We start from the raw sequence: 26647 nt of genomic DNA, 5'->3' as shown, positions 1-26647 counted from the left end.
CCAATATGTATCCTTTCTTGTCATTGGATACCAAGCGGTACATTTCTTATGTGCAAAAATGTCCCATCTCAGCTCTTTCAGCCAAAATGGGACGTCTCCATTTCTACCATATTAAAAATTCACATATTGACGCGGATTGACAGAGTTGGACTTTGCACCATTCCAAGGCCCCTCGTGCACTTCAAAATGCAGGTGCGGCCCTTTTGAGGCTCCTGTATTCCCCATGATACCAATGTTATCTCCTTTAGACACACTATCCCCAGCTGACACACTGGAAGAGGATAAGTGAGCATAAAGTGTTGTCACCTGCTTGCCATCAATACGGTGAGAAATCATCACTGTATTGCCGTATCCGTTCATGTATGTGGCTTGCACAACTGTTCCATTAGCTGCAGCGACTACCGGTACATTGGAACGGCCGCCTTGGCCAATATCGATACCATGGTGTATCCTGCCCCAGCGCGGTCCATATTCGGAGGTTACAGATCCTGTAGCCGGCCTCATCATTGTTCCGCCGCTGTCAGCAGGAACGTCTGTACTTGCACTGTTTGTATCACTCTGACTGTTTTGCTTTGCAGCCGCCTTTCGCTTTTTATAGGCTTCCAACTCCTGCTCGGCTGCTTGTTCTTGCTTTGCTAAAAGAGCGTCTTCATCTTCAAGCGATAACAGGGCGTCTTCTAACAGTTCACTCTCTTCTTCTAAATCACCGAGAATATTATTCTTTTCTTTTCTTTGTTTTTCTTGCGTTTCTTTTAAATCCTCTAACTCTTGTAAACTCGTTTCAAGCGATGATAGTTCTTCTTCTACATCCGACTTAGCTTGCTTCAATGCTTCTTGATCTGCAATATGAGCCTCTAAAATCTCCCTGTCTTGTTCCGCAATGGTATTCATCGCAGAAACTCTGTCAAGAAAATCACCGAAACTTTTCGCACCAAGCAATACTTCCAAGTAGTCAACCGAACCGCCGTTTTGGTACATTGCACGAACGCGGTCTTTTAACAGTTCATCTCGTTCTGCAATCCGTTTTTCCAGTTCAGCAATTTCATCATTAAGCTCATCAATTCGTTCTTCTGTTTCTTCTATTTCGTCTTCTTTCTCCCTGATTTTCTCACTGGTTTCAGTCATTTTATCATCAAGTTCACGGATTTCATCTTGTACAGTCTGAATTTCATCTTTAAGCTCAGCAATTTCCTGCTTCGTTTCCTCTGCTTCTATGTCATTATTACTGCGCTTTTCTTCGATTTCACTCAACTTCTGGCGAAGCTCAGCATTTGCAGAAGCGGTGTTTATATCGGTATATGTAAAGCTTGCAGCTGCAATAAAACAAGCTGCAAGACCTTTGATCACGGTTTTTCGCATCCCCAAGTTTCCTCCTCTGATCACCAAACTAGCCTCTATACTTTCAAAAACTTACGAACAGACATAAGACTTCCCCAAACACCAATCAAAGCCCCTATGCCAAGCAAAACGAGCGACACTTGCAGCATTAGCGGATATGCAGGCAGCAGTTCGGCAAAATCTAACGACAAACGTTCGCCAAACTGTGTGTACAGGTAAGAATACCCACTCACTACTGCCGCAATCGGAATAACTGAACCTAATACTCCAAGCAGAAGTCCTTCAACAAAAAATGGCCACCGGATAAAACCGTTCGTCGCTCCGACTAATTTCATAATTTGAATTTCTTTTTGCCTTGATACAATTGTAAGCTTTATCGTGTTCGATATCAAGAACATAGATGTAAACATTAAACCTATAACAAGAACAATACCGATTGTGCGCATCACACTCGTCACGTTAAATAATTGTTCGACTACTTGTTCTCCATAGTCAACTCGGTCAATATGAGGTAATTGTTCCGCTTGCTGAGCAACATGCTCTGTCAACTGCGGCTCCTCTGCCTCTAAAATAAACGCATCGTTTAACGGATTTTCATCCCGAAGTGACTCAAAGGCTTCTTGGTCTTCTTCTGCTAAACTATTAATCAGCTGATCAAGCCCTTCATCTTTGTCCAAATATGTAACACGTTCTACTTGCTCTAAATCATGCAGGTGCTGTTCTAATTCCTTCTGTTCTTCTTCGGTGGCTGTTAAGTCTACATATACACGCACCTCAACGTCTTCTTCTACTGAAGACATAAAGTGGTTCATGTTTAATATGAGTGCCAGAAACACACCGACAACGATTAACATAATCGTCACAGCACTGATTGACGCAAAGCTCATCCATCCATTGCGGCCAAGATTTTTCAGCCCTTCTTTTCCGTGACGGACAAGCGTTCTACCTTTCATAGCCGTAGTCCCCCCTAAGTTCGTCGCGGACAATGCGGCCGGATTCGATAGCGATGACCCGTTTTTTTATTGTGTTTACAATACTCCTGTTATGGGTAGCCATAAGAATCGTCGTTCCTCTTTTGTTAATTTCTTCTAAAACATCCATGATTTCCCAGGACGTATCCGGATCTAAATTGCCGGTTGGTTCATCTGCTATGACCACTTGCGGACGATTGACAATCGCACGTGCAATTGATACACGCTGCTGCTCGCCGCCTGATAATTCATCAGGAAAAAAACGAGCTTTATTTTTTAATTTGACAATGTCAAGCACTTCCATCACACGCTTTTTAATCTCTGAGCGCGGCTCTTCAATGACTTCAAGCGCAAATGCAACGTTCTCAAAAACCGTCATCTTTGGAAGTAATTTAAAATCCTGGAATACAACGCCGATATTACGGCGCAAATACGGGACATGCTTCTCTTTTAGTGTCGTTAAATCATGTCCATTTATCATAATCCTTCCATCAGAGGGCTTTTCCTCGCGGTAGATCATTTTAATAAAGGTGGATTTCCCTGCACCACTTGGGCCGACGATGTAAACAAACTCGCCTTTTTCAATCAAAACATCAATGTTATTCAGCGCATTTACACCGTTTGCATACGTTTTTGACACGTCGGTCATTTCTATCACTTATATCACTTCCTGAAGCTGGCAATTTCGGGGCTGGATCACGAGGGTTGTCCACTTTCTCTATAAAAGAAAATATTGTATTGATAAACGAAATGTAGAAAAAAGTAAAATAAAATACTTTCCTGTCATCTTCCACCAACACATTATATCATCTTTTCAAATGAATGAATGCTATAAAGTTGTTACATTTTGATTTCAAAAGCCTAAAAATCTATCACAAAAGCACATATATACCGTTAAAATAGGAAAATTCAAGAAAAGGAATGTAACTAGAAGAAGGGAAAAGCTACACATTGTTCACAAGAGAAGCACAAACGCTCCTGAAGAAGGAAGATTGATTAAGGGGAAGAATCTTCTGCTAAGTTGGGGCATTCAGAAGTCACTGTTTTCTTTGAAAAATACTCCCTGAGGCAGCTTGCTGAACCCATTCATACAAAGCATGCCAAAGCGGCTGGGCACTTCCATTCAATCTAAAAACACTAGCTTCTATGCTTACCTGGTGTACGTATTTTCAGTGCGGGCGATTACTTCCGTGGCATGTACAGGTTTTTTGCAGCATAAGCGTATTGATAATACCCATGTTTCATGTATGTTCATATGTTATTCTTTCCTGCCCCATGCCAAAAAAGCGGCTGGGCCGGATGATTTACCGGCCCATGCTTGTCTGTCTTACTGGTCAGCAAGCCAAGCAGCAACATTTTCTGCTTCGTCGCCTTCAACAATATTGGGTGGCATACCGCTGCCGCCATTTTCAATCATACTAACAATGTCTTCTTGGGAATTACCGCCTGGCAATGCCGGGCCACTGGCGCCTTCAAGGTTTTCCCCGTGGCATTGTGCACAGTTGGCTTGATATGTTTCTTCAGCAGCTGCTGCATCGTACGTTTCACCGCCGGTGTCACCACCGCCGTCGCCGCCTGCTTCTCCAGCGTCGTCTTCACCGCCGCCACCACAAGCACCAAGTACGAGTACAGCACTTCCAGCGATTGCCATCAAGAACTTTTTCATGATGTGACCTCCTACTTCAATGAATTAAGATGATTTTTCCAATATCGCTCACTTAGTATACCCGGCTGTCTCTTTTTTAAAACCCTCTCCAAGAACTTCCGTTGCACTAGTGACAATAACAAAGGCATGCGAATCAGCCGACTGAACTGCTTGCTTTAGCTTCGTCACTTCATTTCGGTTTACAACGCACATTAACACCGGCCGCTCTCTATTGGTGTAACCGCCGTGAGCATGCAAGGTGGTCACACCGCGGTCTACTTGGTTCAATAAAAGCGGCAGCACATCGGCCTGTTTATCGGTAATAATATAAGCCACTTTGGCATAACCAAGGCCGGTTTGAACGATATCAATTGTTTTGCCGGTTACAAACAAGCCAATTAACGCATAAAGAGCAAACTCAAAGCTGAATACAAAGGCTGAGGCAGCAACGATGAAACCATCCATCACAAAAACGCAAGCACCCAGTGAAATGCCTGTATACTTGTTAATAATTTGCGCAGCTAAATCGGTTCCGCCCGTCGATGCATGTGCGCGAAAAACTAAACCTAGGCCTATCCCAACACCAATGCCGCCAAACAGCGCAGCAAGGAGCGGATCTTCAACAGCGGGTTGGATATTTCTAGTTAAGTATACTACAAATGGAAGAAAAAGCGTACCGGCTAATGTTTTTCCTCCATATGTTAAGCCGCCCAAAAGCAGGATTCCCGCTGCAAACAGCGGTATGTTTAGTGACCACAGCGTAATGGCAGGCTCTATACCAGCTACTTCATACACAATCGTGGCAAAGCCGCTTAACCCTCCAGATGCAATCCGATTCGGAAGAAGAAATACATTGTATGAGACCGCCACAACAGATGACCCCAGCAAAATGTAAAAAACATTCAGTGTCATCTGCTGTTTTTTGGACATCACTTCTCTTCGTTTGTCTTTTTTTCTCATCTCCATTCCTCCTGCTGCTGGGGCTTACAATGCTGTTTATCAATGAGCCGTTTTAATACGCTTTGACAAGCCCGCCTTCTACCAACAGCGTTTGCCCGGTAACGTACGTATTAGCAAATGAACCAAGAAATACCACTTGTTTAGCAAACTCTTCCGGAGCGCCGTAACGGCCTATTGGAATCATGGATTCTGCCTCTTGTCTTGCCTTTTCAAAAGAAACACCGTTTTTTTCTGCACGTTTTTCATCTAAGTCTTTTGTACGATCCGTCGCAATACGACCAGGACCAATTGTATTAACTAATACACCGTCGGGTGCCAGTTCTCTTGCTAAACTTTTTGATAATCCAGCAATCCCCATCCGAAATGTATTCGACAAAATCAAGCTGTCAAGCGGCTCTTTTACTGAACTGGAAGCAATATTAACAATACGCCCTTCGTTCTTTTTTAATTCAGGAAGTGCTGCACGAATAGCTCGCACAAAACTAAACAATGTCAATTCAAACGCTTGCTGCCAATCATTGTCTTTCATATCGACAAATTTCCCCGCAGGCGGGCCGCCAGCGTTGTTCACAAGCACATCAATCCGCCCCATTTTATCCATTGCAGCTTCCATTAGTGCTTCGATGTCTTCCTGATTTGACACCTCACACACTTCCCAAAAAACAGGACTGCCGCTTTCTGTCTCAATTTCTTTCGCTGCTTTTTCCAATACCTCTTGATTTCTGCCACACAGCATCACCTTAGCCCCTTCTAACGCAAACTCCCGGGCCGAAGCTTTCCCTAACCCTTTGCTTGATGCTAACACAACAACGGCTTTTCCTTTTAATTCCAAATCCATATTATTATCCCCCTAAACAGAATGACCATTCCACATTTGGATCATTTTTCCAAACAAGATGCTGCTGAAAAAACTTGGCGATGAGCCGCCAAGTTTTCATTGCGTCTTGTCATGTTGTTGTTACGAAAAAACAAAAACACTTCGCCATCTAGGATGAATTGTTCATTGTTGCACGTAAATATTCATCTATAAACGGATTAATGTTTCCATCCATCACCGCCGATGTGTTCCCTATTTCAAGATTTGTGCGGTGATCTTTCACCATATTATAAGGGTGGAATACGTAAGAGCGAATTTGGCTTCCCCAGCCGATTTCCTTTTGTTCCCCTTTGATTTCATTTAATTCGCGCTGCTGCTCTTCTATCTTCATTTGGTAAAGCTTTGCACGCAGCATTTTCATGGCTTGTTCCCGGTTTTTAATTTGCGAACGTTCGTTTTGACATGTAACGACGGTGTTTGTTGGAAGGTGGGTAATACGCACCGCAGAATCGGTCGTATTCACATGCTGTCCACCTGCACCACTTGAGCGGTAGGTATCAATTTTCAAGTCTTCACTGTTGATTTCCACTTCCACATTATCATCCATCTCCGGCATCACATCACACGAAACAAACGAGGTATGACGACGACCGGATGAATCAAATGGTGAAATTCTTACTAAACGATGAACCCCTTTTTCTGCTTTTAAGTACCCGTATGCATTGTGCCCTTTAATATGAAGAGTCACACTTTTCACACCTGCTTCATCACCAGGCAGAAAGTCAAGTGTTTCCACCCCAAACCCTTTTTGGTCAGCCCAGCGTTTGTACATACGTAACAGCATCTCTGCCCAATCTTGTGATTCCGTTCCGCCTGCACCTGGGTGCAGCTCAAGAATCGCATTGTTTTTATCATAAGGTTCACTAAGAAGCATTTGCAGCTCAAAGACATTGATTTTGTCTTGTAACGTCTTTACGCCTTCTTCGAGTTCTTCCTGCAAATCTGCGTCATCTTCTTCTTTGACAAGCTCATAAGACACTTCTAAATCATCGTACATGTTCGCCATTTCTTTGAAACCATTTACTGATTCCTTCAGCGTATTCGATTCATCAATGATTTTTTTTGATTCATCCGGCTTATCCCAAAAACCGGGTTCGGTCATTTTCTCTTCCAGCTCGGCAATGCGTTCTTCCTTCTCTGCCAGGTCAAAGAGACCCCCTGAAATCCGCTAAACGCTTAGCCATATTGGAAAGTTCATTTCGAATGTCTGCCATATCCATTATGTCTCACCTCTTGTGTAAAATCACGTTAAATGCAGCGGAATGCCGCATTTCTAATCAGCAGCTGCCGGCGGCTTTCTCATGCTTTCCTTGAGCGCACGTATATAAATTTCTGCTTCCTATTAACGACACCAATGATTCACTAATGCCAGCAGTGTAAATGTCCCAAAAGACTTTTCACCGCTGACATACACTTCACTTTCCGCGGGGCAGCACTTCTGCCTCTTCTTAAGCAAAAGCCGTCCCCTGCAAGACCTTTAGCTTTTATCTCTCCCGCAGGAATCTACATGTACTTCGGCTGATATTCATCAACCATAAACTAATGAGGCAATCCTTTTTTCAAGCAGCATTATTGCGCGGCTTCTTGACGACCATGACAATGTTTGTATTTCTTACCGCTTCCACATGGACAAGGCTGGTTCCGTCCAACATTTTCTGTTTTTCGCACTGGACGGCGTTTTTGATCCTGGCGTTCGGTATTATTGCCGTGTACGGCTTTTCCTTCGGCTACTTCCTGGCGCTCGAGATTGTTTCGTACCTGCGCTTTCATAACATACGTAGCGACTTCTTCTTCAATAGAAGCAATCATATCTTCAAACATGTTAAAGCCTTCAAATTTGTATTCACGAAGTGGATCGTTTTGTCCGTACGCTCTTAAATGAATGCCTTGACGAAGCTGATCCATCTGATCGATGTGATTCATCCATTTTCGGTCGACCGCGCGGAGCATAATTACTTTTTCAAATTCGCGCATAGTATCCGGCGTCAACTCTTCTTCTTTTGCAGCATAACGCTCGTTTATTTTCTCTAAAACAAGCTCGATGATTTCTTCTGGTTCGAGGCCTTTTATATCTTTTACCTCAATATCGTCTGCGTCGAGTACCGTGCCGCGCAAATAATTGACAAGTGAGTCTAAATCCCAGTCTTCCGGCACACTTTCTTCCGGGGTATACAATTTGACCGCACGCTCTACTACAGACTTCATCATGTTTTTCACAATATTACTGAGGTTATCTGACTCTAATACTTCCATTCGCTGCGCATAAATGATATCACGCTGCTCACGCATCACATCATCGTACTGCAAAATTTGTTTACGCGCATCAAAGTTATGGCCTTCAACGCGTTTTTGTGCTTGTTCCACCGCACGGCTGACCAGCTTGCTTTCAATCGGCTGGTCATCTTCCATACCTAACCGCTCCATCATGCCTCGCATGTTCTCCGAACCAAAGCGGCGCATCAATTCATCTTCCATGGAAAGGTAAAACTGTGATGCTCCCGGATCACCCTGACGGCCGGAACGTCCGCGCAGCTGATTATCAATCCGGCGGCTTTCATGACGCTCCGTTCCGATCACGTACAACCCGCCTAAATCAATGACTCCCTCACCAAGCTTGATATCTGTGCCGCGCCCGGCCATGTTTGTTGCAATTGTTACCACACCTTTTTGGCCGGCATCTTCAATAATTTTTGCTTCGTTTTCATGGTTTTTCGCATTCAATACATTGTGAGGAACTTTCCGCTTTTTCAACAACCGTGATACAAGCTCTGACGTATCTACGCTTACAGTTCCGACTAGTACGGGCTGTCCTTTTTTATAGAGCTCTTCAATTTTATCTGCCGCTGCTCGAAACTTCGCTTCTCGTGTTTTGTAAATCAAGTCAGGCTTGTCGTCACGAATAATCGGTTTGTTCGTTGGAATCGCCGTGACATTCATACCATAAATGTTGCGAAACTCTTCTTCCTCCGTTTTTGCGGTCCCTGTCATACCGGCCAGCTTTTCATACATGCGGAAGTAGTTTTGAAACGTAATCGATGCAAGCGTCATGCTTTCTTTTTGTACTTGCAAGCCTTCTTTTGCTTCAATCGCTTGATGAAGGCCGTCACTGTACCGTCGGCCTTTCATTAAACGCCCCGTAAATTGATCGACAATGACAACTTGTCCTTCTTCTACAACATAGTCACTGTCACGATGCATCGACACGTGCGCTTTTAAGGCCTGGTTAATATGGTGAATCAGCTGTACGTGCTTTTGGTCAAACAGGTTATCAATCTGAAAGGCTTGTTCTGCTTTGTTGACACCCTCTTCTGTCATTTGCACATTTTTCGTTTTTTCATCATACGTATAGTCTTCATCCAGCTTCAAGCGGCGTACAAACGCATCGGCTGCCATATATAACTTTGTGGACTGCTCGACCGACCCAGAAATAATAAGCGGTGTTCTCGCTTCATCGACTAAAATAGAGTCCACTTCGTCGACAACAGCAAAGTGGAGCGGGCGCTGTACCATTTGCTCTTTATAAAGCACCATGTTATCACGCAGATAGTCGAAACCAAACTCGTTGTTGGTACCATACGTAATATCAGCTTGATACGCTTCTTTCTTTTCTTCTTTGCTCATTCCTTTTTGGTTCAAGCCAACTGTTAATCCTAAAAAGCGATACAACTCTCCCATTGTCTCGCTATCGCGCCCAGCCAAATAGTCATTGACTGTTACGACATGCACGCCTTTTCCAGTCAATGCATTTAAATACACCGGCATTGTTGCCACCAAGGTTTTCCCTTCCCCGGTTTTCATCTCGGCAATGTCTCCTTGGTGCAGGGCAATTGCCCCCATTAATTGAACACGAAATGGGGTTAGGCCAAGAACACGAGTCGCAGCTTCTCTGACAACCGCATAAGCTTCTGGAAGAAGTTTGTCCAAAGACTCGCCATTTTGGAAGCGTTCTTTAAACGCTTCCGTTTTTTCTTGCAGATTTTTATCAGAAAGCCTGTTCATCTCATCTGCATAGCTTTCAATGTCGTCCACGGTTTTTTGCAGTTTTTTCACGGTTCGCTGGTTCGTATCACCGATTACTTTTTTGAGTAAACCGATCATGACGCTATCATCGTCCTCTCTTTTCCTGTAAAGGAATATATCAAGCAGGCAGTAGTGCTTTTATTTCGCACACAGCAAACCACTGCCTCCCTCCTTTTCACACTTAGTTCTCATTTTATCAGTTTCCAATTCTCCTTACAACGGGACAAACAGGCCGCCTTTAGAGGCACAGAAGAAGGCTGCCCCCGAACGAGACAGCCAGCTTCCTATTTATATACGTTTTGAAAAACAAAAACGATTATGCACACGCTGTTTTATGATTCCGGCTCGATTAAGCCATAGCGTCCATCTTTTCTGCGGTACACCACATTGGTATCGCCGTTAACCGCATTGGAAAAGACAAAGAAATTGTGGCCAAGCATATCCATTTGCAAGATAGCTTCTTCCGTATCCATTGGTTTCAAGTTAAACCGCTTCGTACGCACAATTTCATAGTCATCGATATCATCACCCGGAAACTCTCCGTTTTTTAACTCGCCATTGACAATTTCCTCATTCAAATCTTCAATATTATCCTTAAACATATATTTCACGCTGCCATTTTGACGCAGCTTTCGATTCACTTTCGTTTTATGCTTGCGGATTTGCCGCTCAAGTTTCTCTACGACAAGATCAATCGCTGCATACATATCTGTGTGCGTCTCTTCTGCCCGCAAAAGCAGCTGAGACATTGGCACAGTTACTTCAATAATATGTTCGCTATTGTGCACCTGCATTTTTACATGCACATCAGCAGAAGGTGTTGTATCAAAGTAGCGCTCGAGTTTCCCTACTTTCTTTTCCACATAATTCTTTAGTGCCGGAGTTACCTCTAGGTTTTCACCACGAATATTATATTCCATCAAGTAAACTCCTCCTTTCGATACTGTTACTATTCTATATTCACGCTGCAAGTCCTTCTTAAAACCGAAATTTAGTCAAAATACATCGAAAAAAGGAACAAGAAACGTGACTCTTGTCGAAAAGAGAAACGTAAGACACCGCTGACAGCCAATCTGACAGCATTTTTATTTTTTCACAATATTAAAAAAACAACGGAACTTCACAAAAATGTCACACTGCTGCACCAGCACCTCTAAAGAAACTTGGCTGACGCTGAGCCTTCAAGCCGCAAGCGATAGCCCAAGCTCCCTTATACGGGCTTCCTCCACATTGTAAAAACATCGGTGATTCACTTACACTCAAATGGCTGCACTTTCCTATCGGTATGAAAAAAGCCCGTCTCTTTAATAAAAACGGACTTTTTGTATATTGTATTTATAGTTTATTCACATTTGCAGCCTGCGGACCGCGCGCACCTTCTACAATATCAAATTCCACCTCTTGTCCTTCTTCAAGTGATTTGAACCCTTCAGCATTAATAGCGGAATAATGTACAAACACATCGTCTCCGTCTTCACGCTCAATAAACCCAAAACCTTTTTCATTATTAAACCATTTTACTTTTCCTTGCATTCTCCACATTCCTTTCGAACGTAATGCGCGGGCCTTTCCCACCTTTTTAATATAGCAGAAAAACGAACAAACCGTCAATGAAAATTCAAACTATTTTAAAATTTTAAAAATAAAGTGCAGCATTCCTTGGACGCAAGATGTTTAGCTGTCATATGCGTCTAATACAATGGAAGACAAAGCAGCAGAACGAGGCTGAGCCAAACGTATGGAATAAGCCTAACCATTTACTGCAGATCAGTTTAGGCTGTGTGATTATAACAGTAAGTTCTAACGCTGCTCTGTCAACATCCTTCGCGTTCTGCAGGCACGGCCTCAACTCACTTGGTAAAGAAAGAGCCTTTACCAAGCAGACCTTTAGCTCGTGCTGCGACGCACAGGACGTACTAGTGTCGGCGCCGGCCACACGATACGACTGGTTTTAGCCGACGTCCCGCTGGGGTCTCCATACGTTAACTACCCTTACTTATCATATATTTTCCTATCTTATTGTTTTGGCTTTTGCGTAACCTGTTTTAGATTTCTCCCAGCCTCGCCGTTCTTCTTTATAATCCCATCGAGATGTATTTTGTTTCGACAAAGGCTTCGATTCCCTCACTGCCGCCTTCACGGTCCAAACCGCTTTGTTTCCAGCCGCCAAATGGCGCTTGAGCAGCAGACGGCACACCGTCGTTCCAGCCGACAATACCAAACTCCAGCCCTTCCGCAACTTTCATGCCGCGGCTCATGTTTTCGGTAAAGAAATAAGCCGCCAATCCGTATTTTGAGTTATTCGCAAGGCGGATGCCTTCTTCATCACTCGTAATTTTTTGTACAGGCGCTACAGGCCCGAACGTTTCTTCTTCCATAATCACCATATCACTCGTCATGTTTTTCAACACGGTTGGCTCGTAAAAATATGCACCGCTCTCTTCATATCCTTCCCCGCCAGTGACCAGCTCTGCCCCTTTGCTGACAGCATCCTTCACGTGACGGTCGACTTTTTCATAGCCGTCTTTGTTAATGAGCGGGCCAATGTCCACTCCCTTTTGCATGCCGTCACCAACTGTTAGTTTTTCAGCTGCAGCTTGAAACTTCTCCACAAACGTCTCATAAATATCTTTTTGTACGTAAATACGGTTTCCGCATACACACGTTTGACCGGCATTGCGGAATTTCGATGCAATGGCACCTGCGACTGCTTTATCGATATCGGCATCGTCAAGGACAATAATTGGTGCATGTCCGCCCAGTTCCAGCGACAGTTTTTTGATGTGCTCTGCGCCTTGTTTCATTAATAGACGCCCTACTTCTGTCGAGCCGGTAAACGTTATTTTTCGTACGACTTCATGTTCCATCATTTCCTCACCGATCTCCGATGCAGACTCTCCGGTTACTACGTTGAACACTCCCTTTGGAAGTCCAGCTTCTTCACAGATTTCAGCAAATTTCACAGCAGAAAACGGTGTGTCTTCTCCAGGCTTTAATACAACCGTACAGCCAGCTGCAATCGCAGGCGCTACCTTTCTCGTCACCATGCCTTGCGGGAAGTTCCACGGTGTAATTGCACCAACAACACCTACTGGCTGTTTGATCACCATCATCCGTTTATTCTCATTACTTGCTGGAATCGTTTTTCCGTACACGCGCTTGGCCTCTTCAGCAAACCATTCCAGAAACGAAGCAGCATACGCTATTTCTCCTTTTGCTTCTTGTAACGGCTTTCCCATTTCTTTTGTGATCAGCTCACCAAGCTCATCTTGCTTTTCCATCATTAAACGATGCATTTCTTTTAAATACCCGGCTCTTTCTTGCGCCGTTAACGCTGACCATTTCGGAAGAGCTGCTTCAGCTGCGTGTATGGCTTGCTTCGTTTCTATCCGCCCTCCATCTGCGGCACTGCCGATCTGCTCGCCATTCGCTGGATTTATTACTGCAAATGTTCCTTTTTCTGCTGGCTTCCATTCTCCATTTATATATAATCGTGTATCCATCGTGCCTCTCACTCCTTCCTGAATAATCATCCCTTGGTCTTTACCCGCTCTTGTCTGCTTGTATGCATGTCTTTGCATAGACACTTTAACCTTCTTTATTCGAATGAATAAAAAAACTGCACCGTATGTACAGCAAAAACTTAATTTTTGCTTAGCAATAATTCAATTATTGCACACATACTCTTACAAAATATGAATCTTCCTACTAATTTTTACATTTTATTGAAATTATTTCAACTTACAGTAAAATAAAAGTAGGGCAACAGACATACATAATCCCCTAGCATCGTCCTAGTACACCATCCCCTCTATAAAAACCCTCCGTTTGCCAAAAGCGCCATGCCCATCCCTTGCGTAAAAACCGCTGTCCCCCTCTTTTGGCAGCACTTCTGCAAGCAGGATCTGACCTAACCATCAGGTCCTGCTTTCTTATGGATTTCTTTCTACCCCGCTGATACAAAACATCATGCTCTATCCAATCACTGCCTGTTGTGATACTATTTTAATGAACCTTCACAAAGAGGAGGATGAATCATGTCGCCAATCCGTAAGCGATTCTTTGGCGTCATGCTGGTACTATTGCTTACCGCTTGCATGTCCGAAGCAGAAACGGATGACAACAATGGCATCACCCAAGAGCCTAAAGAACAAGAGCCGAGAGAAGAAGAACCGCCTCTAGAAGAAACAGAGGAAACTATCAGCGCCTCTCACGCATTGCAGCAATCCATTCATGCCATGCAAGAGTTAGAGAATTACACGATTGACACGAATATGAATCAAGATATCCAATACAATGCACACGGTTATTTAGAAAATAAATATCGTTCTCATACGCTGGTAAACGTAGATCCAATTCGCTATCATGAAACGTCCACCATTCAAACAAGCGAAGAAAAACAAGATGCCGCCTCCCATGAAACGGTCATTCTCGAACGTTATTTCACCGACCAAGGATATTATATTTTTGATTCTAATGAAGGCCGCTGGGTGAAATTTCCGGATGAGTTTACCGAAGACATTCAATCGTACGATGATTCATATGAAAAACCCGCACATATTCTGGAGTTGATTGACGCCTACACCTCAGATTTCCATCTCGTTGAAGGCAACCGCCACTATCAGCTTACCTTCACAGGGGAAGACGAACAGCTTCACGAAATTGCTGTTGCACTGATGCAAATGGTGAATACCGATTTTTCCGAAATGATGGAAGATATGATGTATATGACAGAAATCGAGCACTTAGCATTTGAGCTGCTAATTGATAAAGAAACATTTCATGCGAGAAAACTGCAAATGGATATGAACATGAATATGAACAGTGAAGACGGCCGCTCATATGCATCCCATCACACAGTCGTTGCACGCTACAGTGACTTCAATGCCACCGAAGAGGTATCGACCCCTGAACAAGTCTTAGAAGCCGCAGAGGAAATGGATGTAGAAGAGTTTAGCGGTTTTAATGAGATGGAGGAGCTTGAAACAATGGACAGAATAGAACTAGATGAATTTTATGAAAAAGAACAAGGTGAGGACACCGATAACGGAGTCGAAATCGATCTAAAAGAGTTTTTAAACAGCGATGACACCGAGGAATAACAGTGAACACCATTGAATCCTCTCCTTACAGGACTGCTTCACTTATTAGAAACGATGCGAAAAGACTCAGCAGCAAGCCGAGTCCTCTTTCGCGCCGTTTGTCCCCTTCACGGCTTGTCCGTCTCACCGCCCTCTACTTGCTGCACAAATAACTTCCAGCGTTGAAATGACGGAATCAGCTCTTGTGCAATAAAGCGAATTCGTTCCTCTGCTGAAGCAAAAGACGGGACACCTTTTGCTTTCTCAACCACATCATGAAAAATTATCATCTCTTCTTCCAAGCCTTCTTTTTCCACGAACAAATAACGCATTGTCATGTTATCGGAAGAAAACGGCTGAAATCCTTCCATCATTTGCAGGAGCAGTCGATCGCCATTGTCCACATGGCCTTCGCGATAAAAATAAGCTACAGACGCAAGACCTTCTTCTACCGTTTGCAGCCATTTGTTATACCGTTTTAAAAATACGTGTTCTGCCTCTTGTAACCGCCTGGACACGACACATCCCCCTTTTTTCTCTCGTCCTTTCGATCATAGCATGCCCGCTGTTTCGATGCATGTTGTTTTTGCAAAAGTCCAGCAGCAAACATGTAAGCGGGAAAACATAAGCACCCCCTTAAACTATATAAAACCATCCATTTGTACATTTTCTCATTCGAGCAAAAAAGCAGCCATCACCTGCGGCTGCTGTATCCATCTATTAGTTTTTTTGATCGAAAAACACACCATCTACTGTTGTACCGCCGTACGGCCGTTCATAACGCTCTCCCGATTGTTTCTTTTGCTGCAGCTGCTTTAGCGACTGCCGCATCATTCCTTTTGATGCTTCAAGTTCTTCTTCAATACGGTCATTCATTTGCAGCATCGCGCGGTACAGCTTTTTTTCCATGTCGCTCATCTCATCCGGCGGCTGAAACGCTTCTAGCGCTGCCGCACGCTTCTTGACGTACTCTTCTGTCTGCTCAACATACCGCTCCCGTTTTTCTACATCTTTTGGAAGAGAGGAAGTGACATGTTCATATAATGCTTTCGTGATAAAAAATAAATCTTTCCCTTCCACCATCTACGCCTGGTCTCCTTCTTTAAAACGCGCTTGGCGGTCAAGCTTAATCGTTTCTTTCCATGTGTCGCGAAATTCCTGTACGAATCGGCGCGCTTCATGCAGCGCCTCGTTGTCATTGGAAATATTCGCATCAATGAGACGGCGGTGAATAAAGTCATACAGCTGGTATATATTTTTCCCCAACTCTGTGTCCGTTTTTAACGTAACCATGAGCTCACGGATAATATCTTGTGCGCGCACGATAAATTGGTTCTTTTTCTCCATATCCTGCTCGCCCATCGCTTTGTCTGCTTTATCAATAAATTTCAAACAACCATTATACAAAAGCAGCGTCAAATCACCACGCGACGCTGTTTGAATAGCGTTTTGCTGATACGCATGTGAAGACGCTGGTGCGGCTGAAGCAGCAGGCGGTGTTTGGGCCTGTGCTGTTCGCGCTGCCGCAGCTGTTGATGGCGAATACGCTTGGTCTTTTGACAGTGTTGTTTTATTCTTGTATGCCTCAGCTTGTTTCATGTTCTTCTTGTATAGCGATTGTGCCTGTTGAAATGCCATTCGTACCCATCCTTCCTATTATTAAACATAAAAACTGCCTGCACAATCGAGCGGATAGCATGCACTGCAGCCACCGCCGTATGTATGGAATATATACTATGTTTTCATTAGCTGCTTTTTATATCGGCCAATATGTTATTTTTTTAAGGGAACTGCATAGAAAAAACGCCGATTCCCTGCGAATGGAAATCAGCGCTTGCTCGTTTAGAAAGTCAGATGTTGCGTAAAAAATTTCGTCGTTTCTTGAATGGCTTCTTCTAGTTGAGACGGTACTTCTTCTAACGGGTGACTTGCGTTAAATGTGTGGCCGCCGCCTTTAATCGAAAACAGCGAATGAATCGGCGCGGTTTGTTCCATCTTTTTCGCACCGTTGACCAGCCACTCTCCATCCGCGTCTCCTTGAATGACATACACGGGTGCTTTTAACTTTTCCAAATGCGAAAGCAGCGCATAACGCTGTTTGTTTTGTTCAATATCATCCAGCACATCTCTTTTTAACGGCATGTTCTGCTTCGTGCGCTTGTTTTCCATGTAAGCAATACCCTCTTCTCTCACTTGCCGCTTCAAGGCTTCTGAGAAAAAGTCAACATCGGGTACACCATTCCACGTCACAGCCGCGCGCACGTGCGCTGGATGTTCGGCTGCAAACACAATCGCATTTGCACCACCGCGGCTGTGGCCCAGCACTCCTGTATGCTCTGTTTGAAAATGTTCTGAGAAAGGAAGCTTTCTCTTTTGAATATGCTGCCACAACGCATCTAAATCCGCTTGTTCTTTCGTGTATGTATTGACAGCAAACTTCTCAAGTTCGTCAAAATCGGTTTCATTGACTCCGTTATGCGAAAAATTAAAGCGAATGGCATAAATACCTGCCTCAGCTAAACAATCAGCCAAATACGGGAAGAAGTTCCAGTCTTTAAAACCTTTAAAGCCATGGCAAATGATCACAACCGGAGCTTCGTTTTGCTCTTTCGGGGCGTGAACATTTCCTCGCAGCAATGCTTTGTTTTCCGGGACTTCTATGGTAAACGCTCGATTTTCAATAACAACGTGATTCATACGCTATCCCTCCTTGGCTGCATCGTACCACAAACTGTCAGAATAGTGAAACGATCGAATATAAAAGAAAAAAAGGAGCGCCTGCTCCTTTTTTGCCATTTACACTTTGAAATGGCGAGTCGACTCCTGCAATTCTTCCGCCATACCCGACAGCGCTTCTGCTGATGCCGCGACTTCTTGCATCGAAGCATTGCTCTCTTCTGCTGATGCTGCAACGTCTTGGGAATAATCAGCAGCACGCAGTGAAACACCAACAGACTCATCAATTCTAGACACCATTTCTTGGGTGCTGGCAGTTAACTGCTCCACTGACGCGGAAACAGTTTCTGTTTGTTCTGTAATACGCTGTACGCTTTCAGTAATATCATTAAATGCTTCTCCTGCTTGCTGTACCTCGTGCAAACCGCTTTCTGCCTGCTTCCGATTTTCACTCATATATTCCACTGACTGAGAAATATCCTGTTGAATGTCACGAATAAGTTCGCTAATCTGTCCGGCCGAGGAGGTGGACTGTTCAGCAAGAGACCGGACTTCATCAGCTACTACAGCAAAACCTTTACCGTTTTCACCCGCTCGTGCTGCTTCAATCGCCGCATTCAATGCAAGCAAATTCGTCTGATCTGCGATATCGGTAATCAACGAAACAATTGAATTAATTTTTTCAGACTTACTGTCAAGCTGTTGAATTACCTCAGACGTTACTTTTGTCTGCTGGTTAATATCGGTCATTTGTGATACGGTCCGCTCTACCACTTCGTTTCCATTAGATGCACGTTCAGACGTCTGCATTGCTGTCTGGTGAACGGTTTCCATTGCTTTAGCAATACCCCCTATTCCTTCATTCAATTCATTTACAATCTGCTGATTGGCTTGAACATTGGTAGATTGAGTATCAATGCCAGATGCCAATTCTTGAATGGACTCACTAATGGTTGTAGAGGCTTTGCTGTTTTCATCTGAACTGGCTGTCAGCTGATTGGAACTTGACGCCAGCTGCTCAGACGTTTGGGAAATTTTGTTCATCAGTCCGCTCAATCCATCGACCATTGTATTCATTGCTTGCTGCAGCTGGCCAATTTCATCCTTTCCTTTCGGCGCTGCTTTTTCTACTGTTAAATCGCCTGCACTGACCTTTTTCGCTAGCGTCACGACATGGCGCAGCTGGCGGCTGATGCGGCTTGCAAAGAAATAAAACAACACAGCGCCACTTAATACCGCGATGCCAAAGCTGATAAAAAACATTGTTTTGGCCCCTTCGACACTTAATAATGCCTCACTGCCAGCTGTCTCCGCTTGTTCTGAAACCATCGTCGTTAACTCTTCCACATTTCCGAGCATTTGTTTTCGTATTTGATCGAGCGAAACAAATTGCGTCGTACTATTGTCATTTTCAGCACTCAATGTTTCTTCAACAATGGTATTAAACCGTGCATTCTGTGAAGTAATCACTTGATACAGCGTCTGCTGCATCTCTGTGTTCATGCGGTTCTCTAATTGCGCAAAATAATCATTTAAACGTTCATCCAGCTGCTGGTACGTTTGTTCATCAAACACACTGCCCCGGCCATAGTCACTCACCAATATGTATTTATGACGAATCAGCGACCCAATTTCTGTCGTCATCATCGCGCGGTCGCTTCTTCTTTCCAGCGCTTCTACTTGATTCGAGGCCTTGTCCATTTCCATATAAATAAATGCGCCACCAACACACATCAGTAACGCAACAATAAAAAACGTCACTAGCATTTTTGCTTTTAAACTTAGATGCTTCCACTGCATGCGTTTCATACGGCATCCCCTTTCTGTTTTATCTCCATAAGCAAAGCAGCTTTTTCATAATATCGGCGTCCATTCTAAAAGTTTCAGTCTTTTTCTAAAAATTAGTATTAATATAAGTATTTTATCACATGACATTCATCGCTTTTGTTTGACCAGCGGAGTTTCTTGTTATGAACACCTTCCTGACAGCGCATCGAAAGTCACATAAATCGTATGATTAATGTGCTGTACATATGGGTATATATCGGTAAACAGGATAGATAATAGGAGTTGAACAGAAAACATGAAACGAACCGACATCCATGCGTATCCTCACTTTTTCCATATACTCACCCCAGAACAAGTCAAAGTGATCGAAGGCATGATTGATACGAGTTATGAACAAGGATACGAAGACGGCTATCAAGAAGGTGTTCTGACAGCCAGCAAACAGAAATAATATATACATAGCAGCCCTGCCGCGCTTCTGGCAGGGTTGGTTGCGTTTATGGTATGGAAAAGCCAAAAAAAAAGAGAGCGGCAGAATCGCTCCCTTCTTTCATCGTGTTATCCCATTAAGCTCGAAAACTGCTGCTGCATCTGCTGTGCTTGGGCGTTCGCTTCAGCAATCGCCTGTTCCATGCGGGTAAACTGATCCCAATAACGCTCTTCGATTTGCTGCAAACGGCGCTCGAAATTGCTCATTTGATCATCAAGGTCATTCATTTCACGGCCAATCGTAAATTGATCCGGAGACACTGTCGTCGGTCCGCCGGCACGTCCGGAAATTTGATCCATCACGCCATCGAGTGACTCACGAACGCGACGGGCAACACCTTTCTCCTCGTAGGTATCTCCATCACCAGAAAACAACTGATACACCGCTTCCGAATCTTCTTGAATCGCCTCTTCAAGACGCGTTTCATCCACCTCTAACTTCCCGCCATCCATATAGTCACTCGTCGTCGTAATACCGATTTCTGTAAGATGAGAAAACGCAGCGTTCTCTCCGGTTGCGACGTCATCATACATATTACGGCGCACCGTCTCAAGCCCGCGTGATAAAATATCGTCATTACGAAGATAACCGCTTTGTGACCGCTCTTCCCATAACTCAATCTCCCGCTCGCTCATTTCACCGCGCTGTTCTTCAGTAAGCGGTGGATAATCACGGTAATACTCTTCATTCAACTTTTCATTTGTTGTATCAATCATTTTATTGTATTCTTCCACAAAATCCATAACCGTTTCTTTTACCTGTTCAGTGTTTGGATTCACAGAAACACTCACAGAAGAGTCGGAAAATGTATCGTTTAAGGTAAACTCCACTCCGTTTTCGGTGAACTGGTTAGACCGGCGCTCGGTTTCAATGCCATTCAGCGTAAAACTTGCATTTTCTCCAGCGGTTTCATTTGCCTTATCCAAATGCAAAACATCACTCATGAAAGCACCAGAAAATGACATTTCAAATCCTGTCTCATTAGGGTTGAACTCCCCCGTCTCACTGCGCGTGATCGAAAATTGACCACTAAACTCATCATAAAACGCATTCACGCCGGCCTCAGATGCATTGATGCTGTCCATCACATCATCTAACGTCGCCGAACCGCTAAAAGTAAACTCTTCTGTTATGGCTTCACCATCTTCATTATACGTTTCAATCCCAAATGTAAACTCGTTATACGTGTACTCTACATCCAGCTGCGCATCCTCTGTAAGCCTTTCGTTAAACTGCAGCGTTCCTTCTGCCTCATTTAAATAGACAGTACCTTCCGCCAAATCCTCTTCATTGGCCACAACGGTATAATTTTCACCGTTCACAGCCACTTCCGCCGGAAATCCAGATATTGCGCCGTGTTCTAAGTTGACGGCCGTGTCTCCTGCTGACACTTCAACCGTTTCATTAACCGTTGTTTCATCCCAAGCGAGCGTATTTTCCAACTGGCTCCACAGCGATCCGTTTCGATCAAGAGGGTCTCCGTTATCGCCAGTCACTGCTTGCGCATTTCCTGCCGCATCTTGACTTCGATTCATCGCTGCACTGGCCAGATTGTCCACGTTTGAAATCTGATAACTTCCTTCGGCATTAGCCGAAGCACTCACAGAGACTAAACTTTCATTGGAACTGACGGCTTCTTTAGCACTCGTATTGGAACGCCGGATAATCCCGTCAAAAATAGAGTCGCTAAACGATTGATAGCTGCGGTTCATTTCGCGGTATCCGTCCATTTCATACTGCAAACGCAGCGACTCTTGTTCCATCTTGATAAGCGGCTGACGCTCTACCCGCATCAAATCGCGTACTTGCTGATTAATGTCCATTCCCGAAGCAAATCCGGTCACCCTATTACTTATTTCCATCGCTCTGCTCCCTCCTGTATGCTGCTGTTAAATCGTTTCATCCACCAACATGCCAACCTGCTGCAACATCGCGGCAGCAATGTCCAAAAACTGTTTCGGAGGCACCTCCCGAATAACTTCCTCACTTTCACGTTCAAGCACCTGCACATAGACGCGGTCGAGCTCTTCATGCACCTGAAATTTCAAATCAACAAAGCTTGCCTCCAGTCTGTCATTTATCTCATTGATCTGTTGTTGCAATGCTTTTCTATCGAACACAGCCGCATCCTGTTGATGCATATGCTTCACGCTTCCCGCCATCGAACGATCTTTCCCATTCCCGTCAGAAGAAATGCCTGCCACTGCCGCATAAGAAGCATCTACAGATATGGAAAAACCCATCTCCCATCCTCCATTCCCATAGGTTTATTTTTTCATCAACACAAACGCTGGCACGTCTCGATGATCATGCTTCTTTGATAGAAATCATGCGCTCGCGCACCATTTTTTGAATACGCCGCACCGACACACCTGTTGTTGTACTTGCTTCGAGCACAGTCGGCGCTTGTTTTTGCTTGACGTAATTCCGTACTGTAACGTAATCATCACGATAGCGCAGATAACAATCGGCACAAAGATTCGCTCCCATATTCGGTGTTAACGCACCGCAGTCTTCACAAAATACTTTCGCTTCTCCCATGGTTTCTGCTCCTTCAGTACACAATCCTTTTCTTTTATATCGGCCGCTCCATCCCCTTTTTCAGTGTCTAGAAAAAAACGTGACTTGCTGCCTATATACCAAAAAAGCGCAAGTGCCCTGAAAGAAGGAAGTTTGGCTGAGAGCGTCATGTCCTGTGGCAACGCCGAACTCACTCCCTTCCTGGGAGCCCGTGACAGGTTCTGCCAAGTACAGGACGTGCCCGCACCTCCGTTCCCAAAGGATGGGGGTGCACTTAGGAGACAATCCTATAAACGCGCAGGGCTGCCTGCGGACTGGAGCCAAAAGGGAAGAAACCTCGATCAGCCGGGCGCTTGCACTGGACAATGAAAACGCCAAACTTTTATACTTCCTGTTAAAAAAGACTTCAGCGTCCGCTGAAGTCTTACCATCATGAATAGAAAAAGAACTATAAAGATACATCAATGCTGCTGCCTTTATGGGGCTCGGCTGCTTGCTGCACTGCTTTCGTACCAGATATATCGAGCATTTTGTTTACAAATTCGCCTTGCTGCTCACCTTGGTCCACCGCTTGTTTCATCACAGACATCGATGCCTGCTGTTTCACCTGTCCCTGGTTAAGCGCCATCGACATTGCTCCGATATCCATTACGTCACCTCCTTTTGCTTAAGATACGAGAAAACTACGAAATGCTGCCTCCAAAGCCCCCTTCCACTTGCGCCAGCGTGGAAGCACTGTAAAATGCAGCACTTCTTTGCTCTGCTCATGTGCACCGCTTTCCATCTGCGTCACAATGTAATCGAGAGCTGTGCGAAACTTTTCCTGTTCCTCCTGTACGATACCTAACGCTTCCATGTTACTTGAAAGAGAAGCAAAGGATTGCTCAATCGTTGTAAACGCCTGAATGACATCTTCAAACAACGGCAAGCCGTTCTCAAACTTCCCTTCATGAAACAGCCGAGCAATATGTTGAAGCCCTTCTCCCATCGTTTCGGATAAATTTAATATGTGTTCCATCACCGGAAGTTGTTTCTCCATCACGCTTCCCTGCTTTCTATCGGTAGATTGTACCCTTCATATCGACTGTATCCATTAAATCTTTAATGTACACATAAACAAGACTCCAGTTTTCACTGGAGCCTGTATGACGAAGGATGAAATTATCCAAGTAACTGTAAAACCGGTTGCGGACGCTGGTTGGCTTGAGCGAGCACAGACTGGGAAGCTTGAGAAAGGATGTTGGAACGAGTCATTTCTACCATTTCTTCCGCCATGTCCACGTCACGGATACGGGATTCCGCAGCTGATATGTGTTGTTCGCTCTAAAGGAGTCCTCACCGCTCTTTTCGTAACATTTACATATTTAACCAAAAATTAACAACCAATGACCTTTATTTTGTGTATAATAATCTCGAAAACTAGTTCTTTTGACGCGCGTCTATCATCTAAACAAAACAAAGAACTAGTTGTGATATTCATACAGGGGGGAAACGTATGGAGAAGTTTATGTACGAAAATGATTATGTCGTGTCGACGCGGACGATGGCGGTTGGACCGGCGTTTGAGATGGATGGGCAAAGCAAGGTGTATGAACGAAATGAAGATGTGCTTGTCGTGAAAGATTCAGCAATGGATATTATTTCAGAAGGATGCCTGCTTGGCGGAGCAAGTTATGAAGGCAGAAAAGATGCTGTTCGTTATCGAACCGGAGTGAAGCGGAAGGTTCCGGTGCCGATGAATGTGTTTCAAAAAATTGGTGCGATGCCTACGCATTCCCCGCGTCTTCACAACTGCTTTTGGCTGTTTCCTTACCATATTAAAACAATTGCGTCCCATCCAAAAAATCATCTTCATTCTGAGATTACATTTTTAGACGGACAGCAATTACATATCGATGTGTCGGCGTACAGCTTGCGGCTGCAAAAGATGCGGGCGTGGGAAGCATTTTCTATCTTTTTTTCTCCTTCGTCTTAATTACTGAATATCTACCCAGCCATATTCGATTGCTTTTTTAATCGTATGGGTACGGTCATTGGCGCCCATTTTTTTCGTTAAATGGCTCACGTGGTTGTTGACGGTGGCGACCGCAAGAAAGCTTTCTTCGGCGATTTTTCGGTTGCTTTTTCCTTCCAGCATTTTTTCAAATATTCTTACTTCCGCTTCAGATAACGTATGTCGTGCTTTTTCCATATCTAGTTGTAATTCTTGTACCTTCTCCTCCACTCGTTGTTGATGGAGCGTACGGTACTTCTCCATGAAATGCGGCTGAAAGAGAGGATCAATGTAGGCCAGAAATGACTGCGACCGCTGCCAATGATCGAGCCACTTTTCGCGGTCGCGATCAGCTGCAAATACCATCGAGACAACATTGGAAAACAGTTTGTCCATCAGTTCTTTTTCACACGATGAGATATTAACAGCAAGCCTGAAATACGAAGACATGTATTTGAGTTTTTCGGCTACCGGCATTACTGTTTGTTTGTCACAACATGCATAATAGATCGTATCTTTTTTCAACCCTTTTTCAAACAGCGCCCGCAATTGGTCTACTGCTGTTTCCACGACCGCTTTTTGAGCCGCTTTTGACATTCCTTCTTGTGACACATTCCCCTCGGTGTCTAAAAGAAGAATCGGAAGCCGGTGCTTGGCTTCGTTATGATATCTATTTGCCATTATGTATTCCTCCTGAAGCGACCTGAATGCATTACTTTCGCTTTATCCATTCCTCATCCCTGTAAAGCTTTGAATATCTCATGCTACCTTTGCAGGATACAACCTTACGCATTTGCTTTATAAGGAAAACCTTTCTAAATTTTACCTTTGCTCTACTCAAGAAACAAGGAACGAGAGTACCTGCTTCAAAATAGGACATTGCTAGATTGTGGGATTTGTCTTGTTGCTTTTGTCCCGAACTAGGAAAATTTTCGTCGCTCTATCAGAAGGGTTTGTGGCAACCTTTTCAATCAATCTAGGAAAAAAGGCACAAAAATGGCGTGTTTTTCTTCAACTCTTCTTTTTCAACACATGTGACAGTTGTTCAATAATATCCAAGTTTCCGCCTCCAGCCGCTTCATGGTTTTCTTGTTGAATATCAAGATAAACCTCTTTGCGATGAATATCGATATGTTTCGGCGCATCAATGCCGATTTTTACTTGATCCCCGTCAACAGCGATAATTTTTATTTCGATATCATCACCGATTGTAATTGATTCGTTCGTTTTGCGAGTCAGTACTAACATGAGCTGCCTCCTTTCGCTTCAGTGGCAGCTTGTTTCTGATCACGTGGAAACAGCGGATGCTTTGTTTTGAAAGCTGTATCGGTTCCTACCATTTGCTTACCCTTTTTTTCGGCAGCATTCAGTACAATTGGTGCTTGCAAGTTCGCAGTCGTATTCGTAAAGGGCTCTTGCAGCGTTAATACTGAAAAAATCGCGACATCTTCTTCTTTTTCAATCGCAAGCTGTTCGATAACAACATCGGTTAGTTCGACTCGGTAATCTGGAAAAAACACAAACGGATCTGCAATGACCAGTGCTAATTTTGGTGTACGCATAGACTGCAGCATCCAAAAGGTGTCGTCACTGCTAAAGGGCAATAAGACAAACGATGTTTCCTCTTCAAAAGCGGGCAAGCCTTGCTCGAATGTATATATGGCGCTCTCTTCAACTTCTACTTCTCCAAGATGTTTCGTGCGTAGCTTCACGGCTGTCTGCTGCCTCCTTTTTTCTCTAAAGCGTTCGGTTCACTTGTTCTCCGCTTATGTGAAAGGATATGCTCGGTTTTTGGCGCATGTAATGCTGAACTTCCCAGCGGGGCGCATGAATATCGGGTTTATGCGGCTGAACATCGATATTCACCTCCGCTCGGTCGGCATCAAAAGTGATACTACCCGGCTCCACGTCAAACTTTACTTTAAACGCATGCTCTGGCATAAATCCTAATTCCATTTGCTGATCAAACATGCGGCTGTATTGTTTCGCAATGGATGAAATAGCACTCCCTCCCCCGCCGTTATCTTCAATTGATTTTAACCGTTCGCCTTCACGCGCTTTTTTGCGGCGTACTCTAACGCCGCCTGCTTTCCCTTTTCGGCGTACTGTTTCAAGCGGTCAAACGGGTGTATCATGTTGGCATCGGCAAATGCTTCCGATTGGTCAATCTTTACAGAAGCGGATTCTGTAGAGATATGCACTGTGTGTTGAAAGTTTTGCTCGATATGGATGTCTGCTGGACGCTGCTTGATTTCAAGCGGAGGTCGTGACATGTTCATGCCAAGCTT

27 protein-coding genes and 2 pseudogenes are annotated in these 26647 nt (G+C 44.2%); 3 read left to right on the top strand and 26 right to left on the bottom strand.

Going from position 1 to position 26647, the window contains the following annotated elements; all coding sequences use genetic code 11:
* Window positions 1-111 precede the first annotated feature (111 nt).
* The 11 genes from BLT18_RS03970 to BLT18_RS03920 form a co-directional block, all read right to left on the bottom strand.
* Complete coding sequence (locus tag BLT18_RS03970) at window positions 112-1359, bottom strand: murein hydrolase activator EnvC family protein (protein ID WP_091271449.1); 1248 nt, start codon at window positions 1357-1359, stop codon at window positions 112-114.
* Between the two features lie 35 nt (window positions 1360-1394).
* Window positions 1395-2291, bottom strand: coding sequence for a permease-like cell division protein FtsX (gene ftsX / locus BLT18_RS03965; RefSeq protein ID WP_091271447.1), 897 nt, complete (start codon window positions 2289-2291; stop codon window positions 1395-1397).
* Complete coding sequence (gene ftsE / locus BLT18_RS03960; RefSeq protein ID WP_091271445.1) at window positions 2281-2967, bottom strand: cell division ATP-binding protein FtsE; 687 nt, start codon at window positions 2965-2967, stop codon at window positions 2281-2283. Before ftsE ends, ftsX begins: the two co-directional genes overlap by 11 nt.
* A gap of 669 nt (window positions 2968-3636) precedes the next feature.
* Window positions 3637-3975 carry a c-type cytochrome gene (locus BLT18_RS03955; protein WP_091271444.1) on the bottom strand — a complete coding sequence of 113 codons (339 nt, stop codon included), beginning with the start codon at window positions 3973-3975 and terminating at the stop codon, window positions 3637-3639.
* 48 nt (window positions 3976-4023) lie between these two features.
* Window positions 4024-4914 (bottom strand): YitT family protein, encoded by an 891-nt coding sequence (locus BLT18_RS03950; protein WP_091271442.1) that lies wholly within the window; start codon window positions 4912-4914, stop codon window positions 4024-4026.
* Window positions 4915-4966: 52 nt separating this feature from the next.
* Complete coding sequence (locus BLT18_RS03945) at window positions 4967-5752, bottom strand: SDR family oxidoreductase (protein ID WP_091271441.1); 786 nt, start codon at window positions 5750-5752, stop codon at window positions 4967-4969.
* Between the two features lie 148 nt (window positions 5753-5900).
* A protein-coding gene (prfB, locus tag BLT18_RS03940; protein ID WP_139184703.1) for a peptide chain release factor 2 occupies window positions 5901-7011 on the bottom strand; the annotation gives its coding sequence in 2 pieces (ribosomal slippage) (window positions 5901-6938 and window positions 6940-7011; 1110 coding nt in all).
* Window positions 7012-7360: 349 nt separating this feature from the next.
* Complete coding sequence (secA, locus tag BLT18_RS03935; RefSeq protein ID WP_091271437.1) at window positions 7361-9889, bottom strand: preprotein translocase subunit SecA; 2529 nt, start codon at window positions 9887-9889, stop codon at window positions 7361-7363.
* Window positions 9890-10143: 254 nt separating this feature from the next.
* The gene (hpf, locus tag BLT18_RS03930; RefSeq protein ID WP_091271436.1) at window positions 10144-10731 is read right to left on the bottom strand and encodes a ribosome hibernation-promoting factor, HPF/YfiA family; all 588 of its coding nucleotides are present in this window, start codon (window positions 10729-10731) and stop codon (window positions 10144-10146) included.
* 415 nt (window positions 10732-11146) lie between these two features.
* A complete protein-coding gene (locus tag BLT18_RS03925) occupies window positions 11147-11344 on the bottom strand; it encodes a cold shock domain-containing protein (RefSeq protein WP_091271434.1) in 198 nt (65 codons plus the stop codon).
* A 542-nt stretch (window positions 11345-11886) separates the two neighbouring features.
* Window positions 11887-13314, bottom strand: coding sequence for an NAD-dependent succinate-semialdehyde dehydrogenase (locus BLT18_RS03920; RefSeq protein ID WP_091271548.1), 1428 nt, complete (start codon window positions 13312-13314; stop codon window positions 11887-11889).
* Between the two features lie 534 nt (window positions 13315-13848).
* Here BLT18_RS03920 and BLT18_RS03915 point away from each other — a divergent pair.
* Window positions 13849-14913: a DUF6612 family protein gene (locus BLT18_RS03915; protein WP_091271433.1), complete on the top strand. Its 1065-nt coding sequence runs from the start codon at window positions 13849-13851 to the stop codon at window positions 14911-14913.
* 107 nt (window positions 14914-15020) lie between these two features.
* Here the strand turns inward: BLT18_RS03915 and BLT18_RS03910 are convergent, their stop codons facing one another.
* The 5 genes from BLT18_RS03910 to BLT18_RS03890 all read right to left on the bottom strand — a co-directional run bounded on the left by BLT18_RS03910 (window position 15021) and on the right by BLT18_RS03890 (window position 19377).
* Complete coding sequence (locus BLT18_RS03910; RefSeq protein ID WP_091271431.1) at window positions 15021-15410, bottom strand: hypothetical protein; 390 nt, start codon at window positions 15408-15410, stop codon at window positions 15021-15023.
* 202 nt (window positions 15411-15612) lie between these two features.
* Window positions 15613-15975 carry a hypothetical protein gene (locus tag BLT18_RS03905; protein WP_091271430.1) on the bottom strand — a complete coding sequence of 121 codons (363 nt, stop codon included), beginning with the start codon at window positions 15973-15975 and terminating at the stop codon, window positions 15613-15615.
* Complete coding sequence (gene fliS, locus BLT18_RS03900; protein WP_322787551.1) at window positions 15976-16530, bottom strand: flagellar export chaperone FliS; 555 nt, start codon at window positions 16528-16530, stop codon at window positions 15976-15978.
* 204 nt (window positions 16531-16734) lie between these two features.
* Window positions 16735-17589 carry an alpha/beta hydrolase family protein gene (locus tag BLT18_RS03895; RefSeq protein WP_091271428.1) on the bottom strand — a complete coding sequence of 285 codons (855 nt, stop codon included), beginning with the start codon at window positions 17587-17589 and terminating at the stop codon, window positions 16735-16737.
* Window positions 17590-17688: 99 nt separating this feature from the next.
* The gene (locus BLT18_RS03890; RefSeq protein ID WP_091271426.1) at window positions 17689-19377 is read right to left on the bottom strand and encodes a methyl-accepting chemotaxis protein; all 1689 of its coding nucleotides are present in this window, start codon (window positions 19375-19377) and stop codon (window positions 17689-17691) included.
* Window positions 19378-19651: 274 nt separating this feature from the next.
* Here BLT18_RS03890 and BLT18_RS18095 point away from each other — a divergent pair, with 274 nt between their 5' ends.
* On the top strand, window positions 19652-19807 hold the full coding sequence (locus BLT18_RS18095; RefSeq protein ID WP_175487361.1) for a hypothetical protein: 156 nt from the start codon (window positions 19652-19654) through the stop codon (window positions 19805-19807).
* A 107-nt stretch (window positions 19808-19914) separates the two neighbouring features.
* On the opposite strand, the gene fliD is transcribed toward BLT18_RS18095, so the two are convergent.
* The 6 genes and pseudogenes from fliD to BLT18_RS03855 all read right to left on the bottom strand — a co-directional run.
* Window positions 19915-21708, bottom strand: coding sequence for a flagellar filament capping protein FliD (gene fliD, locus BLT18_RS03885; RefSeq protein ID WP_091271424.1), 1794 nt, complete (start codon window positions 21706-21708; stop codon window positions 19915-19917).
* A gap of 27 nt (window positions 21709-21735) precedes the next feature.
* The gene (locus BLT18_RS03880) at window positions 21736-22089 is read right to left on the bottom strand and encodes a flagellar protein FlaG (RefSeq protein ID WP_091271422.1); all 354 of its coding nucleotides are present in this window, start codon (window positions 22087-22089) and stop codon (window positions 21736-21738) included.
* Between the two features lie 64 nt (window positions 22090-22153).
* Entirely contained in the window at window positions 22154-22387 is a 234-nt protein-coding gene (locus tag BLT18_RS03875; protein WP_091271421.1) for a hypothetical protein, read from the bottom strand.
* Window positions 22388-22814: 427 nt separating this feature from the next.
* The gene (locus BLT18_RS03865; RefSeq protein WP_091271418.1) at window positions 22815-23015 is read right to left on the bottom strand and encodes a YjfB family protein; all 201 of its coding nucleotides are present in this window, start codon (window positions 23013-23015) and stop codon (window positions 22815-22817) included.
* Between the two features lie 18 nt (window positions 23016-23033).
* On the bottom strand, window positions 23034-23405 hold the full coding sequence (locus BLT18_RS03860; RefSeq protein WP_091271416.1) for a hypothetical protein: 372 nt from the start codon (window positions 23403-23405) through the stop codon (window positions 23034-23036).
* Window positions 23406-23527: 122 nt separating this feature from the next.
* Window positions 23528-23674 (bottom strand): annotated as a pseudogene (locus tag BLT18_RS03855) (flagellin); the annotation flags it as partial.
* Window positions 23675-23861: 187 nt separating this feature from the next.
* On the opposite strand from BLT18_RS03855, the gene BLT18_RS03850 reads away from it, so the two are divergent.
* Window positions 23862-24341, top strand: coding sequence for a competence protein ComK (locus BLT18_RS03850; protein WP_091271415.1), 480 nt, complete (start codon window positions 23862-23864; stop codon window positions 24339-24341).
* Here BLT18_RS03850 and BLT18_RS03845 read toward each other — a convergent pair whose 3' ends face one another.
* The 4 genes and pseudogenes from BLT18_RS03845 to BLT18_RS18520 all read right to left on the bottom strand — a co-directional run bounded on the left by BLT18_RS03845 (window position 24342) and on the right by BLT18_RS18520 (window position 26632).
* Window positions 24342-25040, bottom strand: a complete 699-nt coding sequence (locus BLT18_RS03845; RefSeq protein WP_091271414.1) for a response regulator transcription factor — start codon at window positions 25038-25040, stop codon at window positions 24342-24344. It abuts the gene before it with no gap.
* A gap of 330 nt (window positions 25041-25370) precedes the next feature.
* Complete coding sequence (csrA, locus tag BLT18_RS03840; RefSeq protein ID WP_091271413.1) at window positions 25371-25607, bottom strand: carbon storage regulator CsrA; 237 nt, start codon at window positions 25605-25607, stop codon at window positions 25371-25373.
* Window positions 25601-26071 (bottom strand): flagellar assembly protein FliW, encoded by a 471-nt coding sequence (gene fliW / locus BLT18_RS03835; RefSeq protein ID WP_091271412.1) that lies wholly within the window; start codon window positions 26069-26071, stop codon window positions 25601-25603. Before fliW ends, csrA begins: the two co-directional genes overlap by 7 nt.
* 25 nt (window positions 26072-26096) lie before the next feature.
* Window positions 26097-26632 (bottom strand): annotated as a pseudogene (locus BLT18_RS18520) (DUF6470 family protein).
* Between the last annotated feature and the right edge of the window lie 15 nt (window positions 26633-26647).

Origin of the sequence: Alteribacillus persepolensis (assembly GCF_900099605.1) — a bacterium.
Taxonomy (GTDB): domain Bacteria; phylum Bacillota; class Bacilli; order Bacillales; family Marinococcaceae; genus Alteribacillus; species Alteribacillus persepolensis.
This window is presented reverse-complemented; position numbering and strand designations above follow the sequence as displayed.